This window comes from Rothia sp. 110740021-2, from assembly GCF_054263775.1.
This window is the reverse complement of sequence record NZ_JBSZFE010000003.1, coordinates 161,065-183,543: the sequence shown is the minus strand read 5'-3', so window position 1 is coordinate 183,543 and position 22,479 is coordinate 161,065. Positions and strand designations below refer to the sequence as shown.

Sequence of the window (22,479 nt, the reverse complement as noted above, 5' to 3'; positions counted from 1 at the left end):
TATCGGCTCGCCTGTGAGACTCAACTATGAGGTTCGCCGGTGAGCCGACACGGTCCTGCGGGGGTGCAGATTTTCACTGCACCCCCGCTTCAGGTGCCAGGTTTTGCCCCGGCGCCCACCCCAGTTTTCTAGCTCCCCTTTTTCTGAGAGACGACGATGTTTTCTTCCCTTTCCTCTTCTGCCCTGAACCGCCGCGATGCAATGAAGTATGCGGCGTTCTCTATCACTTCCGCGTTTCTGCTGAGCTCTTGCGGTGTGGGTACTCAGAACCCGGCTGCTTCTTCAAGTGCTTCGCAGGCTGTGGTGGATGAGCAGAGCACCCGCACCGTTTTGGAGAACCTGGCGGATCAGTTGCGTTCTTCTATTGCCCCTGATCAGAAGGCTCTGCGCGGCCCCAATAGCGCCGCGGACACCCCGAAATTCAGCCGATGGTCGATACCTCCACTCCGGCTTTCCCGGTAACGTTCAAGGATTTCAACGGCACTGAGGTGACCGTTAAGTCCGCTGACCGTGTGCTGGCGCTGGACCTGTACGGCACTCTGGCTCAGCAGATGATTGCGCTGGGTCTGGGCGGTCGTCTGGTCGGTCGTGTCACCTCCTCGACTGAGCAGTCGCTGGCTCATCTGCCGCTGGTGACTCAGAACGGTCACGACCTGAACGCTGAGGCGATTCTGGCGACCTCCCCGGACCTGGTGCTGTGGGATAAGAGTAACGGCCCGATTGAGGTTGTAGATCAGCTGCGCGCGGCGGGTGTGACTGTCGTGGTCTTCGACCATGAGCGTCGTATGGATAAGATCATTCCGCAGCTCAAGGCTGTTGCGCAGGCGCTGGGTGTTCCAGAAGCGGGCGAGCAGGTTGCTACCCGCGTGCAGAAGGACCTGGATTACGCCCTGCAGGTGCTCAAGGACGTTGCCCCGAAGGGGGAGCAACAGGTGTCGTTCGCGTTCCTCTACGTGCGCGGTACCGCTGGTGTGTTCTTTGTGCTCGGCAAGGGTTCGGGCGCTGATGATTTGATTCAGGCTATTGGCGGCAAGGATGTGGCATCTGAGCAGAACGCGACGAATATTATTCCGGCAACCAGTGAGGCGCTGGTGAAGCTGAACCCGGACGTGATTCTGACAATGAGCGGCGGCATTAAGTCCACCGGTGGTTTGGATGGTTTCTTGGCTCGCCCGGGTGTGGGTGAGACGAATGCCGGTAAGAATAAGCGCATTATCGATATGGGTGACGGCCAAATTCTGTCCTATGGCCCGAATACTCCAGCGGTGTTACTCTCGCTGGCTAAGGCTGCGTACTCCACTCCTGCAGGAGCCCAGTAGTGGCTGCTATGAAGAGTGCGGCGGGTACGCGGGATTATCGTGCTTCGCGTCGGCGTCGTGCCGGTCTGACGTTTACGTTTTTGGCGGTGGCGCTGTGCGCTGTGATGGTGTTGTCTGCGGGTTTGGGCCAGTACAATATCCCGATTGATCAGGTGGTTGCTTCTGTTGGCCGCCGTCTGGGTCTTGCACCGGAGAACCCGGCGATGCAGCTGGCGGATAGCACTCTGTGGAATATCCGTTTCCCACGTGTGCTGTTAGGCGTGCTGGTGGGTGCCGCTTTGGGTACTTCCGGCGCGGTGATGCAGTCGGTGTTTGGTAACCCGTTGGCTGAGCCGGGCGTGATTGGTGTTTCCTCGGGCGCGGCGGTTGGCGCGTGTTTGTCGATTGTGTTGAACCTGCAGTTCTTCGGTATTTTTACGACTCCTGCATTCGCGTTTGTGGGTGCGTTGGCGGCTACTGCACTGGTGTATTTCCTGTCGCGTTCTTCGGGCCGTGCGAAGGTTCTGTCGATGATTTTGACGGGTATTGCGGTGACTGCGGTGGCGAATGCGATTATTGCGTTCCTCATGTTTATTGCTGATACGACGAGCCGCGATCAGATTGTGTTCTGGCAGATGGGTTCGCTGAACGGCTCCACGTGGAAGGCTGTGGCGAGCGTGTGGCCGGTTATTCTGATTGGCTTGGTGGCGTGTTTTGTGATGGCTTCTTCGCTGGATGTTTTGGCATTGGGTGAGCGTGCGGCGCAGCATTCGGGCGTGAACGTGGAGCGTCTACGTGCGGTGTCTATTGCGGCGACGGCTTTGTTGACGGGTGCCGCGGTGGCGTATGCGGGCATTATTGCGTTTATTGGTCTGATTATTCCTCACCTGTTGCGCATGATTTTGGGTCCGTCGAATCGTGTGTTGTTGCCGGCTTCGGCGTTGGGTGGTGCCCTGTTGATTGCGCTGTCTGATTTGGGTGCGCGTACGCTGGTACCTTTTGCTGATTTGCCGATTGGTATTTTTACGGCTTTGGTGGGCGGCCCAACGTTCTTCGTGTTGTTGCGTCGTTCCCTGGGCCAAAGCGGAGGTGCTTCGTGAGTGAGTTGTTGAGCCTGTCCGGTGTGTGTTTTAGCGCTGGTGGGCGTCAGATTTTGAATGATGTGTCCCTGTCGGTTTCTGCGGGCGAGGTTATTTCGCTGATTGGTCCTAATGGTGCCGGTAAGTCGACTCTGCTGGGTGTGATTGCTGGTGATATTGCGCCCAGTAGCGGTGAGATTCTGCTGGATGGCGCCCCTTTGGGTTCGATTCATGCCCGTCAGATGGCGCGTCAGCGTGCGATGCTGCTGCAGAAGTTGAATGTGGCGTTTTCGTACACGGTGCATGAGGTGGTTCAGATGGGCCGTACCCCGTGGAAGGGTACGGAGCGCGCTGAAGAGGATGACGCCGTGGTTGCTTCGATGATGGAGCGTACGTCGGTGACTCATTTGTCGGATCGCGATATTACGACTCTGTCCGGTGGTGAGAGTGGTCGTGCGCATTTGGCGCGTGTGTTTGCTCAGCAGACTCCGCTGATTCTTTTGGATGAGCCGACTGCGGCGCTGGACATTACGCATCAGGAACAGACATTGCGAGTGAGCCGCGAGTTAGCTGCTGAGGGCGCTGCGGTGCTGACAGTGCTTCATGACCTGGACGTGGCGGCTGCGTATTCTGACCGTATGGTGTTGTTGCGTGGTGGTGAGGTGGTTGCTTCGGGCGCCCCTGAGCAGGTATGTTCGGCGGAGTTGTTGTCTGAGGTATATCAGCATCCGATTGAGGTGTTGAGGCATCCGGTGACGAATCGTTTGTTGATTCTACCGGAGCGCTGATTCTGCTGGTGTGCTGATTCTATGGGGCGTTAGCGAACCGTCCCACAAACACTTTCTACCTCAAAATATGCCAGTATTCGCATATATTAAATCTCCGTCCCGGAATGGCTGTAAATATCAAGCTCATTAACAGGGCGGAGATTATCTTTATCCCCTTCTGCACAGATACACTGAAAGGTAGTGTCCGCAATACTGAACTCTATTCAGTTCAGCATTCCATCCATTCGAGAAAGAGACCCCTGCATGGATCCTCAGCAGAAAACGGCAGCGCCTGCTGTTGCCGGCTACATTCCCGAATATTCTGAAACACCGCATAGCGGATCTTTCGATATTGCCCAGCACGGTTTGAGTAGCAATGATGTTGCTCGCCTGACTGCTGAGGGTAGGGTCAATACCCAGAACACTAAGTCTTCTCGCACGCTGTGGAGCATTATGCGTGCGCACTTGTTCACGGTCTTCAACTTTGTGTTGGGTGCCTGTGGCGCTGTGGTGATTGCATACCAGCGTTGGGCTGATTTGCTCTTCCTAGCGGCTGTTATCGCTAACGTGGTGATCGGTTTTGTGCAGGAGTACAAGGCGAAGCTTGAGCTGGACCGCATCTCCCTGCTGGATCGCTCCCCCGCTACTGCTGTGCGTGACGGTAAGAGCGTTGAGGTTCCGATGGAGCAGCTGGTTGAGGGTGACGTTGTCATCCTCAAGCGCGGCGATCAGGTTCCCGCGGATGCTATTGTGCTCACCTCCGATTCTTTGGAGCTGGACGAGTCCCTGCTGACCGGTGAGAACGACCCGATTGCTAAGCGCCCCGGCGATATGGTGCTGTCGGCGTCGAGTGTGCTGGGTGGTACTGGCCGCGTCCTGCTCTCTCACGTGGGTGCTAATTCTCGTGCAAGCAAGATTTCTGATGAGGCGCGCCAGTTCTCACGTATTCAGTCCGAGCTGCGTGATGCGCTGAACCGTGTGGTCCGCTGGATTACGGTGGGCCTTGCGGTCATTATTCCTGTGGTGTCGTGGGGTCAGATTCAGGCGGCTGGTGGCCTGGAGACCGTGCAGCAGAACCACCTGTGGGAGCAGGTTTCTATTGCTGTGGTGTCCTCGGTTGCTTCGATGATTCCGCAGGGTCTGGCGCTGATGACTACTCTGGCGTTTGCGGCGGCGGCTGTGGCGCTGGGTCGTAAGCACAACATCCTGGTGCAGGAACAGCCTGCGGTTGAGGTTCTGGCTCGTGTGGATGTGGTCTGCTTCGATAAGACCGGCACCCTGACTGAGGGTGGCGTGATTTTTGATTCGGTACGCCCACTGGACACCGTTGCTGAGGCTGAGGGCCCTACCGTTAACTCGGCGGAGCACACTTCCTGGCGTGCTTCTCTACCTGCTGGCTGGAATGAGGCGTTGTCGTGGTTTGGTCACGATGAGAACGCGAACCCGACCGCTGCGGCTCTGACCGGTGGTTTCCCGGATGGCTCCTCTGCGTCGGTGAGTGGTATTGTACCGTTCTCCTCAGCTCTACGTTTTAGTGCGATTGAGTTTAAGGATTCGGGTGCGTGGCTTCTGGGTGCTCCGGAGGCGCTTCTCGCCAAGGGTAGCGCTGAACGTGAGCGCGCCGCTGAGCTGGCGGCACTGGGTCTGCGCACTATGGTTTTGGCACATGCTTCCGCGGTGGTTCGCAATGAGAAGGATGAGCCGATCCAGAAGATCCCGTCGGATGCTGCCCCGGTTCTGTTCGTCATTTTCCGTGAGAATGTGCGTGCGGATGCACCTCAGATTGTGGAGTATTTCCACCGTCAGGGCGTGACTTTGAAGGTCTTCTCGGGTGATAATCCGTTCACTGTGGCTGCAGCTGCGAAGACTGCGGGTATGGATACTTCTGCGGGCGCGGTTGATGCTTCGACTCTGCCTGAGGACGGTCCGGAGCTCGCTGAGGCTGCGGCTACTCACAATATTTTCGGTCGTGTGTCGCCCGAGCAGAAGAAGAACATGGTGATTGCTCTGAAGGAGCGTGGCCATGTGGTGGCGATGACCGGTGACGGCATTAATGACGCTTTGGCACTCAAGCATGCAAGCTTGGGTATTGCGATGGGTAACGCTGCTCCGGCGACGAAGGCTGTTTCTCGCCTGGTTCTGTTGGATGGTAAGTTCTCGTCTCTGCCGGCTGCGTTGGAGCAGGGACGTCAGGTCATTACGAATATTGAGATGGTGGCGAACCTGTTCTTGACGAAGACTGGTTTCGCGATTCTTCTGGGTGTTATGTTCAGCCTCTTTGGTTTGACCTTCCCGTTCTTGCCGCGTCAGTACTCAACTGCGGACTTCTTGATTGTGGGTGCATCGTCCTTCGCATTGACCCTGTTGCCGAATTCACGCCGTTATGTGCCGGGCTTCTTGCGCCGCGTGCTGAATTACACGGTTCCGAACTCGATTATTGTGGTTGCGATGCTGTTGGCGGTGACATTCACGGCTCGTGGTATGGGTGTTGAGGATATCCGTCAGATTCAGACAGCTTCGTTCATTACCCTGGTGATGATGGGTCTGTGGAACTTGGCTGCGGTGGCTCGTCCGTTCAACCGTGCTCGTGTTCTGCTGTTTGGTGCGTTGCTGGCAGTATTCTTTGCAGCGCTGTTCGTGCCGATTCTGGTGGAGTACCACCAGTTCGTTGCTGTGCTTCCCCACCTGCTGTGGACCGCTCTGGGCGCAGGCGCTCTGGGTGCCGTGCTGATTGAGGTGAATGCGCACCGTAACCGCCGCTGGCAGAAGCGTAATTACCCTGAGTTGGAGGTTGCTCCGCTGAATTTCTTCCCGGCTAAGAAGTAGTTAGTCGGAAGGTAGTTACTTCGGTAGCGTGTGGGCTCCGTATCCTGTGGATGCGGGGCCCTTTCGCGTTATCGAAAGCACCCCGTCCGGTGTGTGTGGGGATTTACCGGGGCACGCTGGAGCCCTGCCGGAGGCTCCCCACAAACGATGCCGAGAGTGTGTCTCAGCGATCACTTGAGTGGAACTTTTAACAGCTTCTGATACCGCCCTGCTCCCACCTTGCTCTTAACCTGGGAAAACCCTTAGAGTTACAGGGAACTATTTGAGAAGGGAAACCTTCTTCAGGGTTGTTACTGGTTTGGCAGGCAAGACCTGAGTTACTCAACACCGTATGGGACGGCAGTATATACTTGCCGAGAATCCCCTCTATTTGCTGTACCGAAGCTCTATAGTGAGCACGAGTGTAGTGCTTCCGGTGATTGAGAGACTCGGGTCTTTTGTGTTTTCTGAACGTGTTTTCCGGGGCTTTTCGGCTACCGCAACGTCAGGTAGGCACAGCCTCCGGCAGCAACAGTATAGACATTGACCGCATATCTAAGGAAGTATCGTGAATAACCGCGAACTTGGCGAGAAGATTCTTGACGGCCTGGGTGGCCCCGAGAACATCGCGCACATTACTCACTGTGCAACCCGCCTTCGTGTCACTCCTGTATCCAACGATGCAGTGCAGAACAAGAAGATTGAGGGCCTGCCCGGTGTTCTCTCTGTGATTGAGCAGTCCGGCCAGACTCAGGTTGTTCTGGGCGAGCGCGTTGAGGCCGTGTACAACGAGATCAACGCTCTGCCGGCTATGGCTGGTCACTCTGAGGGTGATACCAAGGTTGAGGCTGAGGGCAAGAAGACCAACTGGATCAACAGCGTCTTCGACGTTCTGTCTGACTCTTTCCGTCCGCTGCTGTGGGCACTTCTGGGTACCTCGATGATCCTGACCCTGATCGTGTTCATGCAGCAGCTGGGCTTCTTCGGCCAGTACACTGACTTGACCGGTCAGAGCGTGAACATCGACATCATTAACGGTGCTCGTGTGGCTGACCCGGAGGAAGCTAAGGCTCTGAACACCCAGTGGATGCAGCAGTTCGCTTTCTGGTACATCCTGAAGGCTGCTTCGCTGTCTGTTCTGAACTTCATGCCCATCATGCTGGGTGCTACCGCTGCTAAGCGTCTGGGCGCGAACATGTGGGTTGGTGCGGCTATCCCCGCTGCGCTGATGACCGGTACCTTCACCGATCTGACTGCTCTTGCTGACCCCGCCACCAAGGTTCTGAACGTTCCGTTCTTCGGTCTGGATCTGCCGCTGTACGCATTCAGCTACACCGGCCAGGTCTTCCCCCCGCTGCTGGCTGTTGCTCTGCTGGCTCCGCTCGAGCGCTTCCTGAAGAAGGTTATTCCTTCGATGCTGCAGATGGTGTTCGTGCCGATGATTTCGGTCATCATTCTGGTTCCGGTGACCGCGTTCCTGGTTGGCCCCATCGGTATTGGTGTGGCTATGGGCATCTCTGACTTCCTGAAGATGGTTAACGACCAGGCTCCGGCTCTGGTTGGTGCTCTGATTGCTGGCCTGTACCTGTTCATGGTTCCGCTGGGTCTGCACTGGCCGCTGAACGCTGTCATGATTAACAACCTGCAGACCATGGGTACTGACTTCATTCAGTCCCCGATGGGTGCTTACAACTTCGCTGTGTTCGGTCTGGTCACCGGTGTGGCTATTAAGGCTAAGCACGACCGCGAGCTGCGCCAGACCGCTGTTGGTGCGTCGATGTCAGGTCTGCTCGGTGGTATTTCTGAGCCGTCCCTGTACGGTGTTGTGCTCCGCTACAAGCGTGTGATTCCGATTATTCTGGTGCCCGCTGTTATTGGTGGCGCTACCATTTCCTTCCTGGGTGTTAAGTCCTACGCGTTCGCATTCACCTCGCTGCTGTCGATTCCGGCTATGCAGCCTTCCTACCTGTACGTGATTGGTCTGGCTATTGCGTTCTTCGGCGCTATGACCGGTGTTCTTATTTTCGGTTACGAGTCGAAGGCTGACGCTGTAAGGCACGCTGCTGAGCGCGCCGCTGAGGCTGCTGAGGAGTCCGCTCCCAAGGCTGAGGCTGTTGCCGCTAAGTCTGCTGATGCTGCCGCTACTACGACCGCCGTTGCTGCACCCGCTGCTTCCGCCGGTGAGGTCATTGAGCTGCACGCCCCCATTGAGGGTACTGCTGTTGCTCTGTCTGATGTTCCGGACCCGATCTTCGCTGCTGGCAAGCTGGGCGAGGGGGTGGCGATTGAGCCGACCGGTACCACCGTGGTTGCTCCCGCTGCCGGTAAGGTTGCTGCAACCTACCCCTCGGGCCACGCTGTGGGCCTGAAGCTGGAGAACGGTATTGAGCTGCTAATTCACGTTGGTCTGGATACCGTGAACCTGGACGGTAAGGGCTTCAGCGTGAAGGTTGCTAAGGGCGATGTTGTTGCTGCTGGCGACGCTCTGATTGAGTTCGACCCTGAGGTTATCAAGGAGGCGGGTTACCCGCTGATTACCCCGGTGATTGTGACCAACACCCGCAAGTTCGCTGAGGTTAAGGGTCTGCCGGGCGTTGCTCACCAGAACCTGAGCACTGTCCTGAAGGTGACCACTAAGTAGTTCGCTATATAGGCTCTAAGGGGCCCCACCATTACGGTGGGGCCCCTTTCCTTATATCACCCCTTTTCATATGCTCTGCTTCCTGATGTGCTGATTCTTTGGGCCGGGTTTGCTGGGGCGTATGCACTAGCCGGGGGTATTTCTGCTAATGTAAGAATAAGCTCAACAAGGAAGTTCTCAAGTGATAGGGAGTACGATGATGTCTTCTGATACTAGGACATGGGATACCGGGGTGTGGGAAGAGCAGCAAAAAGAGCTACGCGCTCTTTCTCCTGTTCGGCGGCTGATGCGCCGGCTCAATCTTGAGGCGCTCGTTTACGAGTCCGCGCCGTTCCCGGTTCTGTTGCGTAAGCTCTCCGCGCTGATTCCAGCCTGCCTTCTGTGGTGGGTTATCTACGAGCCGCACCGGCTTGCTTCCTCCACCAGCCTCCCCGAGGGTACTCATGCTATTACGCTACTCCCCGGAGCCTGGGGTGACCCCGCTACGGGGGCTTATGGAGGTCTTCCTGAGCTGCCGGGGGTCCTCGTGCGCTGGGTGCTGTGCATCGCGGCAATGGTGGCTGTCGTTCATCTCTGCGGCGTCAAGGCGAAGGGTCAGAGCTTCACCATTCCTCACGATGCGCGTTCACGGCTGATTGCGCTGATGCAGGCTCTGGGCATTTTCGGTGCTTTCGCCCTGGTCGTCTGGATCGAGTACATGATGACTCCGCTGACCCTCATGTTTGAAACCGTGTACGCGGGCCCGACCGCAGCCTATAGCGGCGACGGCATGATTCCCCTGCACCTGTTCCTGTCCTCCTCGTTGAGCGCTATTTTCTTGGGCTATTTTTGTGTGAACATTCTTGCCTCGCTGAATATCCCCGGGTACCTGGGCATCCCCGCAATTATTTACGTGGGGGCGCTCCCATGGGCTCAGGCGGAGCGGCACCAATTCACCTTGGCGCTGGCGTGGGTCATTGCGGTGACGCTCGTGAGTTGGCTGGTACGCGGCATGTGGGGCACCCTGCTGGCATGCGTGGGCTATTCTCTCTGGATTGTGCTGGTGGCAACCAGCGGTGATCCTTTTGACCTGTCCGCCAATATGAGCCGTGTGCTCGTAATTTTGGGTTTCCCGCTGGCTTTCATCGTCGCTGGAGGCGGCATTTACCGCATCTTCTATCTGCGGCAGAACCCGAAGATGTTGAGGTACCTGCAAGAGCGCGCCCTGTACCTGGGCGAGTGGTAGCAACCGGTTAGGGCGATGTTCCCCTAGTTTTTGTAATTACATATCCCGCTAATGTATCCAGCTAAAGGACACAGAACAAGCGGGACAGAAAATCCCGGGCACTCCCGTTTGAGAGTACCCGGGATTTCGAGTCCTACAGGACGACTAGAGCATTACCGAAAAGGGTATTACTCCCGTCTGTTCTACTCCTGCCAGCCAACGTTGAGCCAGTAGTCAGCGCTGGTGTAGCTCTGCTTGAACAGGGACGGACCGTAGTTCGCAACCTTAGCCTTAACAGCGGCGTACATCGGGCCGTTTGCGTAGGGCAGGTACACTGCGACCTTCTCGTAGTAGAGCTTCTCCGCCTCGTTAGCGATCTTGATACGCTCGGCCTCGTTCTCGGTGTTCAGCAGCTTCTCGATGAGCTTATCAACTTCGGGGTCACCGACTCCGAACACCTCGGTGGTGAAGAAGTAGGGTGCCGAGGAAGCCAGGTCGGGTAGTACGCCCCAGCCGGTGAAGATTGCTTCGTAGCTCTTCTGGCCGAGCACGGAGTTGGAGTTCGACTGCGGCTGGTTGTCAGCACTCAGGCGAATACCTGCAGACTTCAGCTGCTGCTCCAGAATCTGGTAGACCGCCTGGTAGACAGCCTCGGAACCGAAAGAGGTCAGAGCGAAGCCAGCAACCTTGCCGTCCTTAGCGTAGTAGTCGCCGGACTTGGAGTAGCCTGCGGCCTCCAGAATCTTGCCAGCTGCCTGTGCACCGGTGTCACCAGCGTAGTTGTTCTGGTAACCCTTCTGGAACGGCATTGCGATGATGGAGCCGGGCAGCGGCTCGGTCCAGCCGAGCTGCGAGAAGTATGCCTTAGCGATCTGCTCGCGGTCCACAGCGGCGAGGATTGCGCGGCGCAGTGCCAGGTCCTCAATGCGCTTGGGGTTCAGCTGAATGATGTTGACGTTGGTGTTCTGGCCCTGGCGAATCTCGGTTCCTGCCTGGCCCTTCACAGCGTTGTAGCTGGTTGCGCCGATAAAGGTGAACGCGTCCAGCTCGCCGTTCTTGAAGCTTGCACGGATTGCTTCGGAGTCCATCTGACGCCAGACGATGCGGTCCAGCACCGGCTTCTCGCCCCACCACTTGTCGTTCTTGACCAGGGTGAGAACCTTCTGGGAGGAGTTCCACTCACCAATCTTGAAGGGACCTGCCCAGTACTGGTCGAGGGGCTTGTCAACGAAGCCTTCGTTGAAGAGATTGACGTCTTCCAGTGCGGGGTGGATTGCGAAGGCGCACAGACCCTCGGAGGGGTAGTACGGAGCCTTCATGGTGACCTTAACGTGGAAGTTGTCGCCGTCCACAGCCTCGATGCTTTCAACCTGCTGCCACATGGCGTTGTCGGTGATGTGGTAGGGGTTGTCGGTGGTTGCGCGGTAGACCTTCCAGCAAGCCTGCACAGCCTTCACGTCCATGGGGGTGCCGTCGTTGAAGGCAGCCTTGGGGTTGATCTTGAAGGTCGCGGTCTGCACACCGTTGACGGTTTCGGTCTTGTGCTCGAGGCAGAACTCGGGGTTGAGGGTGCCTTCACCGTCAGGGCTCATAGTGTAGAAGCCCATAACAGCGGGGATGTTGCAGGGTGCCAGCGCATCCAGGTTGCTGGAGGTGTAGCCGCTCTGGGTCTGCAGGTTGAAGTTGGGGCCCAGCGCAGTAGCTGCGAGGGTCAGGGTTCCGCCCTGCTTGAGGGAGGAACGGTCCTGCTTGTTGACCTGAAGGTTCTTCAGAATATCTTCAGCGTTGCTAGCGGCGCTACCGCCAACCTTTTCCTTCGAGCCGCCGCAGGCAGCCAGCAGACCGACGGTGCCGAGGGCAACGGTGCCGGTCAGGAGGGTACGGCGAGAGACAGACATGCTCTTCATGGAATTTCTCCTAGAGTATTCGCAGTGTTGTGGAGTCGGTACGCGAACGGTGCGTAGCCAGCACTCCAACCCGGCGGGAGGACAGTCTCTGCCGGGGTGGGCAGAATGCCCACATTTGCTTTTAAGTATATCCTTGCTGCTCTCTAGGGCATGGAAAAGCGGCGCGCTACAGAAGGTTTTAATCCTTTTGTAACACGCCGCGGTAGCGCTTTTGCCCTTATGGGGTGTGTGAGCTGTGCTCAGCGCTTAAGATTTTTACTTTTCCCAACCGACGTTGATCCATACGTTCGGGTTGTAGTAGGGCAGACCGAAGAGCATGGGACCGTAGTTCGCCAGGCCCTTACGGCATGCCTTGAAGTTTGGGCCGTTGTGGGTCGGGACGTAGATTGCGACCTCGTCCATGTGGCGCTTCTCCAGCTCGTTCATGATCTTGAGCTGTTCCTTCGGGTCCTCGGTGGACATCATGGTTGCTGCCAGCGAGTCCAGGTCCTTACCGTGACCGTTGTTGGTCGCGGAGATGTAGAAGTAGTTCGCTGCGTCCACCGGGGAGGTGGTGATGCCGTAGCCGCCGCTCTTGATGGTGAAGTTCTTCGCGGAGATGATGCTTGCCATTTCGGATGCACCGTGGTTGTCGATGCTCAGCTCAATACCGATTTCCTTCATCTGCTGGGTGAGGAACTGTGCGGTGGAGCTGACGACCGGGTCGGTACCGAAGGTGGTCACCGAGTAGGAAGCCTTAACCCCGTCCTTCTCGTAGTAGTCGCCATTCTTGGTGTAGCCTGCATCCTCGAGGATCTTGGTGGCTACGTCCTTGCCGAGCTTGGTCGGGTAGTTGTCCTGGTAGCCTTCCTGCATGGGCAGCATGCACATGGAGCCGGGCAGGTTTTCCTTCCAGCCAAGCTTCTCGTAGCGCAGCTTCAGCAGCTGGTCACGGTTCAGAGCTGCAACGAATGCGCGGCGTACGGGCAGGGGCATCTTTTCGGGGTTGATTTCGTAGTTGCCCACGGCCAGTGCGCTACCCTTGCGGATATCGGTGTTTGCCACGCTGGAGAGCTCATTGTAGGAGCTGAGGGTGCTTGCGTCAGCGTAGTCGATTTCGTTGTTCTTGAATGCTGCCTGCTCTGCCTGGGAGCTCATTTCACGCCAGATAATACGCTCAAGCAGAGGCTTGGTGCCCCACCACTTCTCGTTACGGACAACGGTGAGTACCTTGCCGGAGGAATCCCATTCGCTGACCTTGAAGGGGCCTGCCCAGTACTCGTCCAGGGGCTTGCCGTTCATGCCGTCGTTGAAGAATGCGACGTCGACGAATGCCGGGTGCAGGAAGGAGGTGAAGCTACCTTCGATGGGGTACCAGGGCTTGGTCATGGTGACCTTGACGTGGCGGGAGTCCCCGTCGACCTCTTCGATGCTTGCGACCTGTTCCCACAGCGGCGAGGGGGTGATCTGGTAGTCTTTACCCTCTGCCGCGCCGCGGTAGCTGGTCAGGTAGCTACGGACAGCAGCAATGTCGATGGGGGTGCCGTCGTTGAAGACTGCCTTGGGGTTGATCTTGAAGGTGACGGTCTGCACGCCGTCAACGGTCTGAGCCTTGTATTCGGTGACGTAGTCCTCGTTCATGTGGCCTTCACCGCGGAAGTCGGAGTAGTAGCCGCCAGTGAATGAGGAGTTAATTGCCGCCTGAATATTTAGGTTACCTGCGGTGTAGCCGTTGGTGTTGAGGATGTTAAAGTTCGGGCCAATGCCGTCTGCGCTCAGTCGCAGCTCGCCGCCATCCTTGAGGGCGGAGCGGTCCTTCTCGTTGTAGGAGACTGCCTTGGAAAGGTCGTCGCCAGCGGAGAGAGCGTTGCTTTCGTTCTTGGCGGAGTTGCCGCCGCAGGCTGCGAGCAGGCCGACGGTACCCAGGGCAACGGTGCCGGTGAGCAGGGTACGACGGTTGAGAGTGAAAGTGGTCATTAGTTTTCCTCAGTTAGGTGGGATGCTGCTTTGCTGTACGCGGGGGAACACAACCCGCACACCTTTGTGACAGCACACACATTTTGCATTGGCAACAGTATACACACATTTCCCACACAATATGACCCAGTTCACCATTCCAGGGAAATATTTCAGTCAATCCCCGAAACCACCCCACCACAAAACCACCCTTCAAAAACACAGAAAAGCCCCGCAGTACCCCACCTCTGAGGCGGAATACCGCGGGACTTTACCCTTCCGGAGCCTTATACCGGCGCCTCCAAAAATTCAGAGACTACCGAATAAGAATCCAGAAAATTAACCTGTGGCTTTAGTTCTGCCAGCCCACATTAGTCCAGCGCTTGGGGTCGGTGTAGCTGGTTGCGAAGAGGGAGGGACCGTAGTTAGCCAGCTTCTCCTTCACAGCTACGTAGCTGGGGCCGTTAGCGTAGGGGAAGTAAATAGCAACCTTCTCCATGTGCTGCTTCTCAGCCTCAGCAGCCATCTTCAACTGCTCCTCGTGGGATTCCTTCTCGTAAATGGAGGCAATGTACTTATCCAGCTCAGGATCGCCCACGCCCTCGTTGATTTCACTGGTGTAGAAGTACTGAACGCTGTCTGCGGGGTCAGCACCAATACCCCAACCGGAGAAGGCGCAGTCGTACTGCTTAGAGCCCATCACGGAGTTGAACTGGGACTGCGGCTGGTTGTCCTGCTCGAGCTTAATGCCTGCCGCCTTGAGCTGCTGCTCGAGGTTCTGGAACTGAGCCAGGGAGGTTGCATCCGAACCGAAGTAGGTGATGGAGAAGCCTGCAGTCTTGCCGTCCTTGGCGTAGTAGTCACCGGACTTGGAGTAGCCTGCTGCCTCTAGGATCTTTGCCGCAGCCTCGGCGCCGGGGTTGGACGGCATGTTGTCCTGGTAGCCCTTCTGGAAGGGCATAGCAATCAGGGAGCCGGTCAGGGGCTCTTCCCAGTTGATCTGGCCGAACTTGACCTTAGCCAGCTGGGAGCGGTCAACCGCGGCGAAGACTGCACGGCGCAGGGCGGTGTCGGTCACGCGAGTCGGGTTGAACTGCAGGTTGATCACGCCGACGCTCTGACCGGAGCGGATCTGGACACCGGGCTGACCCTTGACAGCGTTGTAGGTTGCCAGGCCAGCAAAGCCGATGCTGTCCAGCTCGCCATTCTTGAACGCTGCGCGCGCTGCTTCGTCGCCCATTTCACGCCAGATAATGCGGTCCAGCAGCGGCTTCTCACCCCACCACTTGTCGTTGGGCACGAGGGTGAGGGTCTTAGCCGAAGAGTTCCACTCGCCAATCTTGAAAGGGCCGGACCAATACTGATCCATAGGCTTGTTCACGAAGCCGTTGTTGAAGAGCTCCTTGTCGGTCAGTGCAGGGTGCAGACCGAGCAGGCCGAGGGTCTCAGCGGGGTACAGGGGCTTGGACATAACAATCTTGACGCGGGTCTTGTCGCCATCCACAGGGTCGATGGACGCCACCTGCTGCCAGAAAGGAGCGGCGATGACGTTGTAGCCATCATCGGGGTTGCGGTAGACGGTCCACGCGGCGCGGATTGCCTCAATGTCAACGGGGGTGCCGTCGTTGAAGACAGCCTTAGAGTTGAGCTTGAAAGTGATGGTCTGCACGCCACCAACGGTCTCTGCCTTGTAGTCGCTGACATAGTCGTCGTTGAGGCTGTATTCGCCGGCAGGACTCAGGGAGGTGAAGCCGATAGCGGAGGGGATGTTGCAGGCGCCACCGAATGCGGTGAGGTTCTCGGTGGTGTAGCCGCTCTGAGTCAGAATGTTGAAGTTCGGGCCGATTGCGGAGACGCTAGCGCGGAACTCGCCACCCTGCTTGAGGGAGGAGCGGTCCTGCTTGTTGATTTCGAGGTTCTTGACGATTTCCTCGGTGCTTGATGCAGCCTTACCGCTGATCTTCTTGTCAGAGCCGCCACCGCATGCAGCGAGCAGGCCGACGGTACCCAGGGCAACGGTGCCGGTCAGCAGGGTACGGCGGTTAATATGTAGATGAGTCATGTGTTCTCCTCGTGCCGGAGGGCTCAGGTGCTATTCGATAAGCGCACCGTGTTGTGCGCCGTTTTTGCGGGAGCGCCAAAGCTCCCGCCTATCACCTTTGTGAGAGCCCCCACATTGTTTGTGGTTGAAACACAGTATACCCCCAAAAGAAGCGACGCAGACCACAGTCCAGGCTCTGGAAGAACTATACACTGTCTAAAAGTCATAGATTCAGCATCTGAACCCGCATCATCACGCGGAAGCCGCGTGCAAAAACTAAAAAATGAAATATTATGTCGCATTGGCGCGCGAGCGCGTCACATCCGGTGCTTTGAGAGTCGTTACAAGTTATAAGCACAGCGACGGGGCAGCTAAAGCGCACTGAACTCTCCACAAGAAAAAGCTCCTCACCCCTATACGACACTGCGAAAACGTATAGGGGCGGGGAGCTTAAAACTGCGGCTTACGCCATCCAGCCGACCGTAGACCAGTCGTTGCTCTTGAAGAGGAACGCACCGTAGTTAGCGAGCTTCGGGCGGCATGCCTTAAAGTCTGGACCATTGAGGAACGGGACGAAGAGGCAAACCTCGCTCATGTGCTTCTTCTCAATTTCGTTGCACTTCTCGGCGCGCTTAGCGTCGTCGAGAATGGTGACCATCTCGTCGACCATAGCGTCGATTTCGGGGGTGCCGACGCCGTTCCAGTTCTTGGAGTGGTAGAAGTACTCGGCAGCACTGGTCGGATCGGAGCCCACACCGAAGCCCGAAATGCTTACGTCGTACTCGCGGTTACCAACAACCTTCGAAAATTCGGACTGTGCACGCGAATCGAGTTCGAAGTTAATGCCGATTTCCTTCATGCTCTGAATGAAGGTCTGTGCCTGGCCCTTGGTGGTGGCGTCATCACCGAAGGTGGTCAGCTTCAGGGTGATGGTCTTGCCGTCCTTCGCGTAGAAGTCGCCAGACTTGGTGTAGCCTGCGTTCTCCAGGACCTTGCGTGCTTCCTCCGGGTTACGTGCCGGGTAGTTGTCACGGTAGTACTGGGAGGAACCCATCAGAAGCATCGAGCCGGGAACTTCTTCTTCGTAGGGCAGACCCTGGAAGCGAATCTTTGCCAGGGCACCACGGTCGATACCCAGGAAAATTGCCTTACGCACGGCAACATCAGTGATGTGCTGTGCATTCAGGTTCATGCCGCCAGCGAAGAGTCGGTGACCGCGGCGGATCTCGGAGTTCGCAACGTCCTTCATCTCATTGTAGGCGCTGAGGGTACGTGCTTCCACGACGTCCAGTTCGCCATTCTTGTAAGCGGCGCGAGCTGCAGCGTCTGCCATTTCACGCACAACAATCCGGTCCAGCTTAGGCTTCTCACCCCACCACTTGTCGTTGGGCACAGCGGTAAAGGTCTTCTCGGAGGAGTTCCAGCCGTTGGGTGCCAGAGTGAAGGGGCCGCAACCGAGCTCGGGGTGGGGATTGTCCACGAAGCCTTCATTGAAGAGGTTTACGTCAAGCATTGCCGGGTGCAGGATTCTGCCGAAGAGCAGACCCTTGAGGGGGTTGTGTGCAGTCTTGAAGACAACGCGTGCGTGGTAGCGGTCGCCGTCGATAGCTTCAACACTTTCGATGAACTCGTAGATACCTGCTGCAGCAATCTTATATTCACCCTCGGGGTCACGCTGAATCTGCCAAGTTGCCTTGAGAGCCTCAATGTCGATGGGGGTGCCATCATTGAAGACTGCCTTGGGGTTCAGGCGAACCTCTGCGGTAATCTTGCCATCTACTTCCTTAGCTTCGAAGCCGAGGCAGTAGTTGGGGTCGATCTCATCTTCACCCTTGTAGGTGCTGCACCAGATGCCGGCGCTGGCGATATCACCCATGGTTTCGGAGACGGAGGTGCTCGAGCCGTTCTGGGAGAAGCGGTTGAAATCCGGACCCAGGGAGTAGGTGCTCAGGTTCAGGGTACCGCCCTGCTTGAGCTTCGAGGGGTCCTGCTCGTTAATTTCGTAGAGCGGGGTTTCGCTTGCCTTGTGCTCGGTCTTGGAGGATGAGGAGCCACAAGCGCTCAGTACGCCGGCAGCAGCGACGGCGGTTGCGCTGCCAAACAGTACGCGGCGGCTCATGATCGGATTGAATCCGGAGAGGGAGGGGATGGGGTGGGGGCTCATGATGGGCTCCTTGTGGGTGTAGACTGCGCTAATGCAGTGTTTGCAGTGTAAAGTGGGTGGCTCGTATGCTCTGGCGGCGGGGTTTCCGCTTACAGGAGCGCCTGCCATCTGCGGTGATGGGCGGGCAGGTCATGCCATGGAAAATAATGTGACCTAAATCTATGTTTTAAGCCATATTTAATATTTTTAGTAGTGTACACCACACACATCACTACAAGTGTGCACCACGATAAATATTTCTTAATTATTACGCCCGACCCTAAGACACCGAACCTAAATCCATGTCGACACAACCCCACCACCCTTCGAGTGACACTCCCTCCCCCACCTCCAGAAATAGTCAGCGGGCACAGCAAAGCGGGCCGAACGCGCATATACGCATTCGACCCGCTCATAGGGTAGGAACCCCTAGGAGTTCATCCAGCCCACAGCAGCCCAGTCCATCGACTTATACAGGCGCGGACCGTAGTTAGCCAGGTTCTTCTTGACCATTACAAAGTCCGGACCATTGGTGATGGTGCTCAGGAAGGCGAACTCAGCCATGTGCTTCTTCTCAATCTCGTTGCAGGCGAGGTTACGTTCTTTATCGTCTTCCATGAGTGTCATGGCGTCGATAAGGGCATCGATTTCCTTGCTGCCGATACCTTCGTTGTTCTCGGAGTAGTAGAACTGCTTGGTACCCTCGGTCGCGTCAGCAGAGACCGAGTAGCCACTGAAGGAAATATCGTAGTCCCAGTTGCCCAGAATGGTGGCGAACTCACTATCAGCGTGCTGATCAATCCGGATCTTGATGCCGACATCCTTCATCTGCTGAGTGAAGGTCTGAGCCTCACCCTTGGTGGTCGGGTCATCACCGAAGACCACCACGGCGCAGCCGGCCTTCGTGCCGTCCTTCTCGTAGTAGTCGCCGTTCTTGGTGTAGCCGGCGGCCTCCAGGATCTTCTGTGCCTCCGAAACGCTGTTATTCGGGGTAGGGTAGGAATCCTGATAGTAGGACGAGAAGGGCATGTGAATCATCGAACCGGCAACAGTCTCCTCGTAGGGCAGACCCTGGAACTGAATCTTTGCGAGTGCTTCACGGTTGGTACCGACGAAGATCGCCTTACGCAAGGCAGCATCCTTGACGCGGCGGGGATTGATATCCAGACCACCGGCGTAGAGGCGGGTGCCCTTACGCAGTTCGGTACCCGCAATGTTTTTCACCTCAGCATAGGTGGAGGAGGTGCTTGCACCGATAGCGTCAATTTCATCGTTCTTGAACGCGGCACGTGCAGCGCTGGACTCCATCTGGGTAAAGACAATCTTGTCCAGCAGGGGCTTGGTGCCCCACCACTTGTCGTTGGGTACAATGCTGAAGGTCTTTGCGGTGGAGTCCCAGCCCTTATCCGCCAGGGTGAAGGGGCCAGCCCAGTACTCGGGGTGGGGCGCATCCACGAAGCCGTTGTTGAAGAGCTCGACGTCTTCCAGTGCGGGGTGCAGAATCTCAGAGAAGAGGCTCTGCAGCGGGTAGAAGGGCTTGGAGAAGGTGACGGTTGCACTGTAGTCGTCTTCGCCCTTTTCTACGGATTCAACGAATTCGTAGATGCCGCTGGAGACAATGTTGTAGCCGTTATCCAGACTCTTGAAGATGTTCCAGGTGGACTGGAGCGCCTTGTAGGTGATGGGGGTGCCATCGTTGAAGACAGCCTTGGGGTTGAGCTTGACGGCAACCTGAACCTTGTCGCCCTTCTTGCTGTGCTCGAAGGAGACAGCGAAGTCGGTGTTCAGCTTGTAGGTGCCATTAAAGTCGAGGTTCCACATGCCAGCCTGACTGATGGTGCTCATAACGTTGACGTTATCGCTGGTGTTACCGCTCTGGGTGTAGAAGTTGAAGTTCGGACCGATGGATCCGGCGGGCAGGCGCAGGATGCCGCCCTTCTTCAGGCTGTTCACATCCTGAGCGTTGATGTTGTAGAGGTCTTCGATATTGGCACCGGCGCCGGCTGCCTTGGTCTTTTCGGAGCTTGCGCTGCCGTTGCCGCAGGCGCTGAGCAGACCTACAGCTCCCAGAGCCGCGGTGCCGCCAATGAGGGCGCGGCGGCTGAAGCTGTTCTTGGTCGCTTCGTGGCTACTCGCGGTGTATGCGGTGTTGGCGGTCATGGGAGTGGTTTCCTTCTGTCTTGTGCGGGCGAGTGTATCCTGTATTCCCGAAGTAATGATTATTTATGCAGAGCACTGCATAACTTTGTATGACTTCACTGTAGCGCACCTCGAGAGTGGAAGCCAAGCATTTTTCACAATATTTCTTAATATTTATCGTGTTTTTTGAATATTCATACTATGAATACCCTGTTTTTACACGAATTTTTCGGTTTTACACCGGATAGCTATACCGCCCCCCCCCCCCGCATCGGTACACAAAAACACCCAAAGCGCTTCCTCCAGATATGCAAAAAGTGTCCACCCGGATGATCCGGGTGGACACTTTCAATAGCTCTAGGCTATTCACCTAGCAGGTGAAGGGATGAGGACTTACTTAGCCCAACCAACCTTCTCCCAGTGAATGCCGGTGCCCTGGAAGAGGGACACGCCGTAGTTGCGCAGACCCTTCTTCACGAACTTGTACTCGGGGCCGTTGATGAGCGGAATCAGCACTGCGAACTCAGCCAGGTGCTTCTTCTCGATCTCGTTGCAAGCCTGGTTGCGTTCCTTGTCGTCAGCAATGAGCTTCATCTTTGCAATCATCTCATTGATCTCATCGGAACCGGCTTCCTCGGGCTTACGACGCATGTAGAACTGCTCGGTAGCCTCGGTAGCATCCGGGGAGGTTGGAGCAAAACCGGAGGAGGTTGCGTCGTAATCCTTAGAGGCCATGGTCTTGTTGAACTCGCTAACAGCACGGGAGTCGAGCTCAGCATTAATGCCTACGGACTTCAGCTGCTGAACCAGGGTCTGACCGACAGCCTTGGAGGTGGGATCCTCACCGAAGATGGAGAACTTGAAGGCAGCCTGCTTGCCGTCCTTCTCGTAGAACTCACCGTTCTTGGTGTAGCCTGCATCTTCCAGAATCTTGGATGCTGCGGCGGCATCGTTGTTCGGGGTCGGGTAGGTGTCCTGGTAGTACTCGCTGAAGGGCATGTGAATCATCGAGTTGGGAAGCTTCTCTTCGTAATCCATACCCTGGAAACGAACCTTGGCGAGAGCCTCACGGTTCAGACCAGTAACCACAGCGCGACGCAGAGCAACATCCTGCATGCGGGCGGGATTCATGGTCACGCCACCGGAGAACAGGCGAGCGCCTCGGCGAATCTCGATGTTAGCAACGTCCTTGAGCTCCTTGTATGCGGAAGCGGTGATAGCACCAATCGCGTCAAGCTCATCGTTCTTGAACGCTGCACGCTCAGCAGTGGGATCCATCTGACGGAAGACAATGCGCTCCAGAACGGGCTTCTCGCCCCACCACTTCTCGTTGCGGGTCAGAGTCAGGGTCTTCTCGGTCGAGTTCCAACCACCTTCAGCAATGGTGAAGGGGCCAACCCAGTACTCGGGGTGCGGCTTGTCAACGAAGCCTTCGTTGAAGAGGTTCTTATCTAGCAGAGCCGGGTGCACAATGCCAGCGAAGAGGGTATTCAGCGGGTAGTAAGGTGCGGAGAAAGTTACCTTCACCTTGAAGTCATCACCGTCGCGCTCCACGGAAGCAATGCTGCTGTAGATGCCGCTGCTTCCGACCTTGTAGTCACCATCGGTGCTCTTGAGGATGTTCCAGGTAGCCTGCAGAGCCTTGTAGTCGATGGGGGTACCATCGTTGAACTTAGCCTGGGGGTTCAGCTCAATGGAGACGACGGGCAGACCGTTTTCTTCGGCGACATCGAAGCTCTTCGCAAACTCGGGAGCCAAAGTGCGCTTACCCATGGGGTCACCCTGCCACAGGCCTGCGTAAGCCACGGGGCTCATAGCGGTCTGGGTGTACAGGGAGTTGCCATCCGCGCTGAAAAGGTTGAAGTCCGGACCAATACCCGGAATAGCCAGGCGCAGAGTGCCGCCATCCTTCAGCTCAGAAACAGCGGCCTCAGCAAGGTCATAAAGCTCCTTAGTATCGGTGCCCACGGTTGCACCCTTGGTGGTTGCCTTGGAGTTCTTGGACGAGCCGCACGCAGCCAGTACGCCCACGGTACCCAGTGCTGCAGCGCCACCGAGAACGGTACGACGGTTCAGGATGAAATTCTTCTCCATGAGAGTGTCCTCTTATACGTTTGACCCTCAATAATCCTGCAGGAAAGCGTCAAGGGTTCCCTGCTCATGCGCCGCAATAGGCTGCGGTGAGCGGTGAATTAGTGCCGGTCTATGAATGTGTTCCTTGAGGTACGCCCCTAGCGGCGCACCCACAGGCTTAATTATGGCTTACCTGCGGTATAGAAGCTCGCCTATAAATATTCATATCTTGAATGGTGAGAAAGGTTACGCCTAGTCAGTGCAGTTTTTCCTGTTTTCTTGCTGGTTTCAGTGCCAAGCGCCACATTCTGAGGCTCCCGCCGTCTCACCAGGTGACAATCTCAAGCTGCACGCGCCTCACCAGTACCGGGCATTAAAAAACCCGAGGGGCGAATATTCAATGAATATTCGCCCCTCGGCACACATGCGACTTATTCAGCCGACTCT

Annotated in this window: 13 protein-coding genes; 7 read left to right on the top strand and 6 right to left on the bottom strand. The window is 56.7% G+C overall.

The annotated features are described in order from the left end of the window. Positions 1–156 precede the first annotated feature (156 nt). The 7 genes from ACUXHH_RS07960 (at position 157) to ACUXHH_RS07930 (ending at position 9,815) form a co-directional block, all read left to right on the top strand. Complete coding sequence (locus tag ACUXHH_RS07960; protein ID WP_458391189.1) at positions 157–462, top strand: hypothetical protein; 306 nt, start codon at positions 157–159, stop codon at positions 460–462. Beyond that, entirely contained in the window at positions 429–1,319 is an 891-nt protein-coding gene (locus tag ACUXHH_RS07955) for a heme/hemin ABC transporter substrate-binding protein (protein WP_458391188.1), read from the top strand. The genes ACUXHH_RS07960 and ACUXHH_RS07955 overlap by 34 nt, the downstream gene beginning before the upstream one ends. Further along, positions 1,319–2,398 carry a FecCD family ABC transporter permease gene (locus ACUXHH_RS07950; RefSeq protein WP_314079102.1) on the top strand — a complete coding sequence of 360 codons (1,080 nt, stop codon included), beginning with the start codon at positions 1,319–1,321 and terminating at the stop codon, positions 2,396–2,398. The genes ACUXHH_RS07955 and ACUXHH_RS07950 overlap by 1 nt, the downstream gene beginning before the upstream one ends. After that, positions 2,395–3,165, top strand: a complete 771-nt coding sequence (locus ACUXHH_RS07945; protein ID WP_279741404.1) for a heme ABC transporter ATP-binding protein — start codon at positions 2,395–2,397, stop codon at positions 3,163–3,165. The genes ACUXHH_RS07950 and ACUXHH_RS07945 overlap by 4 nt, the downstream gene beginning before the upstream one ends. A 243-nt stretch (positions 3,166–3,408) precedes the next feature. Then, positions 3,409–5,970: an HAD-IC family P-type ATPase gene (locus ACUXHH_RS07940; RefSeq protein WP_279741406.1), complete on the top strand. Its 2,562-nt coding sequence runs from the start codon at positions 3,409–3,411 to the stop codon at positions 5,968–5,970. Between the two features lie 547 nt (positions 5,971–6,517). Then, the gene (locus tag ACUXHH_RS07935) at positions 6,518–8,590 is read left to right on the top strand and encodes a glucose PTS transporter subunit IIA (protein WP_458391187.1); all 2,073 of its coding nucleotides are present in this window, start codon (positions 6,518–6,520) and stop codon (positions 8,588–8,590) included. Between the two features lie 286 nt (positions 8,591–8,876). Next, positions 8,877–9,815, top strand: coding sequence for a dihydrodipicolinate synthase (locus tag ACUXHH_RS07930; RefSeq protein ID WP_420569880.1), 939 nt, complete (start codon positions 8,877–8,879; stop codon positions 9,813–9,815). Positions 9,816–9,997: 182 nt separating this feature from the next. On the opposite strand, the gene ACUXHH_RS07925 is transcribed toward ACUXHH_RS07930, so the two are convergent. From ACUXHH_RS07925 to ACUXHH_RS07900, 6 genes are all read right to left on the bottom strand, one after another. Further along, on the bottom strand, positions 9,998–11,701 hold the full coding sequence (locus ACUXHH_RS07925) for an ABC transporter family substrate-binding protein (RefSeq protein WP_458391186.1): 1,704 nt from the start codon (positions 11,699–11,701) through the stop codon (positions 9,998–10,000). Positions 11,702–11,956: 255 nt separating this feature from the next. Further along, complete coding sequence (locus ACUXHH_RS07920; RefSeq protein ID WP_458391185.1) at positions 11,957–13,657, bottom strand: ABC transporter family substrate-binding protein; 1,701 nt, start codon at positions 13,655–13,657, stop codon at positions 11,957–11,959. A gap of 331 nt (positions 13,658–13,988) precedes the next feature. Then, positions 13,989–15,698: an ABC transporter family substrate-binding protein gene (locus tag ACUXHH_RS07915; RefSeq protein ID WP_458391184.1), complete on the bottom strand. Its 1,710-nt coding sequence runs from the start codon at positions 15,696–15,698 to the stop codon at positions 13,989–13,991. Between the two features lie 442 nt (positions 15,699–16,140). Further along, positions 16,141–17,841: an ABC transporter family substrate-binding protein gene (locus tag ACUXHH_RS07910; protein WP_458391183.1), complete on the bottom strand. Its 1,701-nt coding sequence runs from the start codon at positions 17,839–17,841 to the stop codon at positions 16,141–16,143. A gap of 408 nt (positions 17,842–18,249) precedes the next feature. Beyond that, the gene (locus tag ACUXHH_RS07905; protein ID WP_458391182.1) at positions 18,250–19,980 is read right to left on the bottom strand and encodes an ABC transporter family substrate-binding protein; all 1,731 of its coding nucleotides are present in this window, start codon (positions 19,978–19,980) and stop codon (positions 18,250–18,252) included. Positions 19,981–20,352: 372 nt separating this feature from the next. Beyond that, positions 20,353–22,053, bottom strand: coding sequence for an ABC transporter family substrate-binding protein (locus ACUXHH_RS07900; protein WP_458391181.1), 1,701 nt, complete (start codon positions 22,051–22,053; stop codon positions 20,353–20,355). Positions 22,054–22,479 lie beyond the last annotated feature (426 nt).

Coding starts and splice junctions, on each gene's coding strand:
- ACUXHH_RS07960 (WP_458391189.1), top strand. CDS start 157: ATGTTTTCTTCCCTTTCCTCTTCTGCCCTGAACCGCCGCGATGCAATG.
- ACUXHH_RS07955 (WP_458391188.1), top strand. CDS start 429: ATGGTCGATACCTCCACTCCGGCTTTCCCGGTAACGTTCAAGGATTTC.
- ACUXHH_RS07940 (WP_279741406.1), top strand. CDS start 3,409: ATGGATCCTCAGCAGAAAACGGCAGCGCCTGCTGTTGCCGGCTACATT.
- ACUXHH_RS07930 (WP_420569880.1), top strand. CDS start 8,877: ATGCGCCGGCTCAATCTTGAGGCGCTCGTTTACGAGTCCGCGCCGTTC.
- ACUXHH_RS07925 (WP_458391186.1), bottom strand. CDS start 11,701: ATGAAGAGCATGTCTGTCTCTCGCCGTACCCTCCTGACCGGCACCGTT.
- ACUXHH_RS07920 (WP_458391185.1), bottom strand. CDS start 13,657: ATGACCACTTTCACTCTCAACCGTCGTACCCTGCTCACCGGCACCGTT.
- ACUXHH_RS07915 (WP_458391184.1), bottom strand. CDS start 15,698: ATGACTCATCTACATATTAACCGCCGTACCCTGCTGACCGGCACCGTT.
- ACUXHH_RS07910 (WP_458391183.1), bottom strand. CDS start 17,841: ATGAGCCCCCACCCCATCCCCTCCCTCTCCGGATTCAATCCGATCATG.
- ACUXHH_RS07905 (WP_458391182.1), bottom strand. CDS start 19,980: ATGACCGCCAACACCGCATACACCGCGAGTAGCCACGAAGCGACCAAG.
- ACUXHH_RS07900 (WP_458391181.1), bottom strand. CDS start 22,053: ATGGAGAAGAATTTCATCCTGAACCGTCGTACCGTTCTCGGTGGCGCT.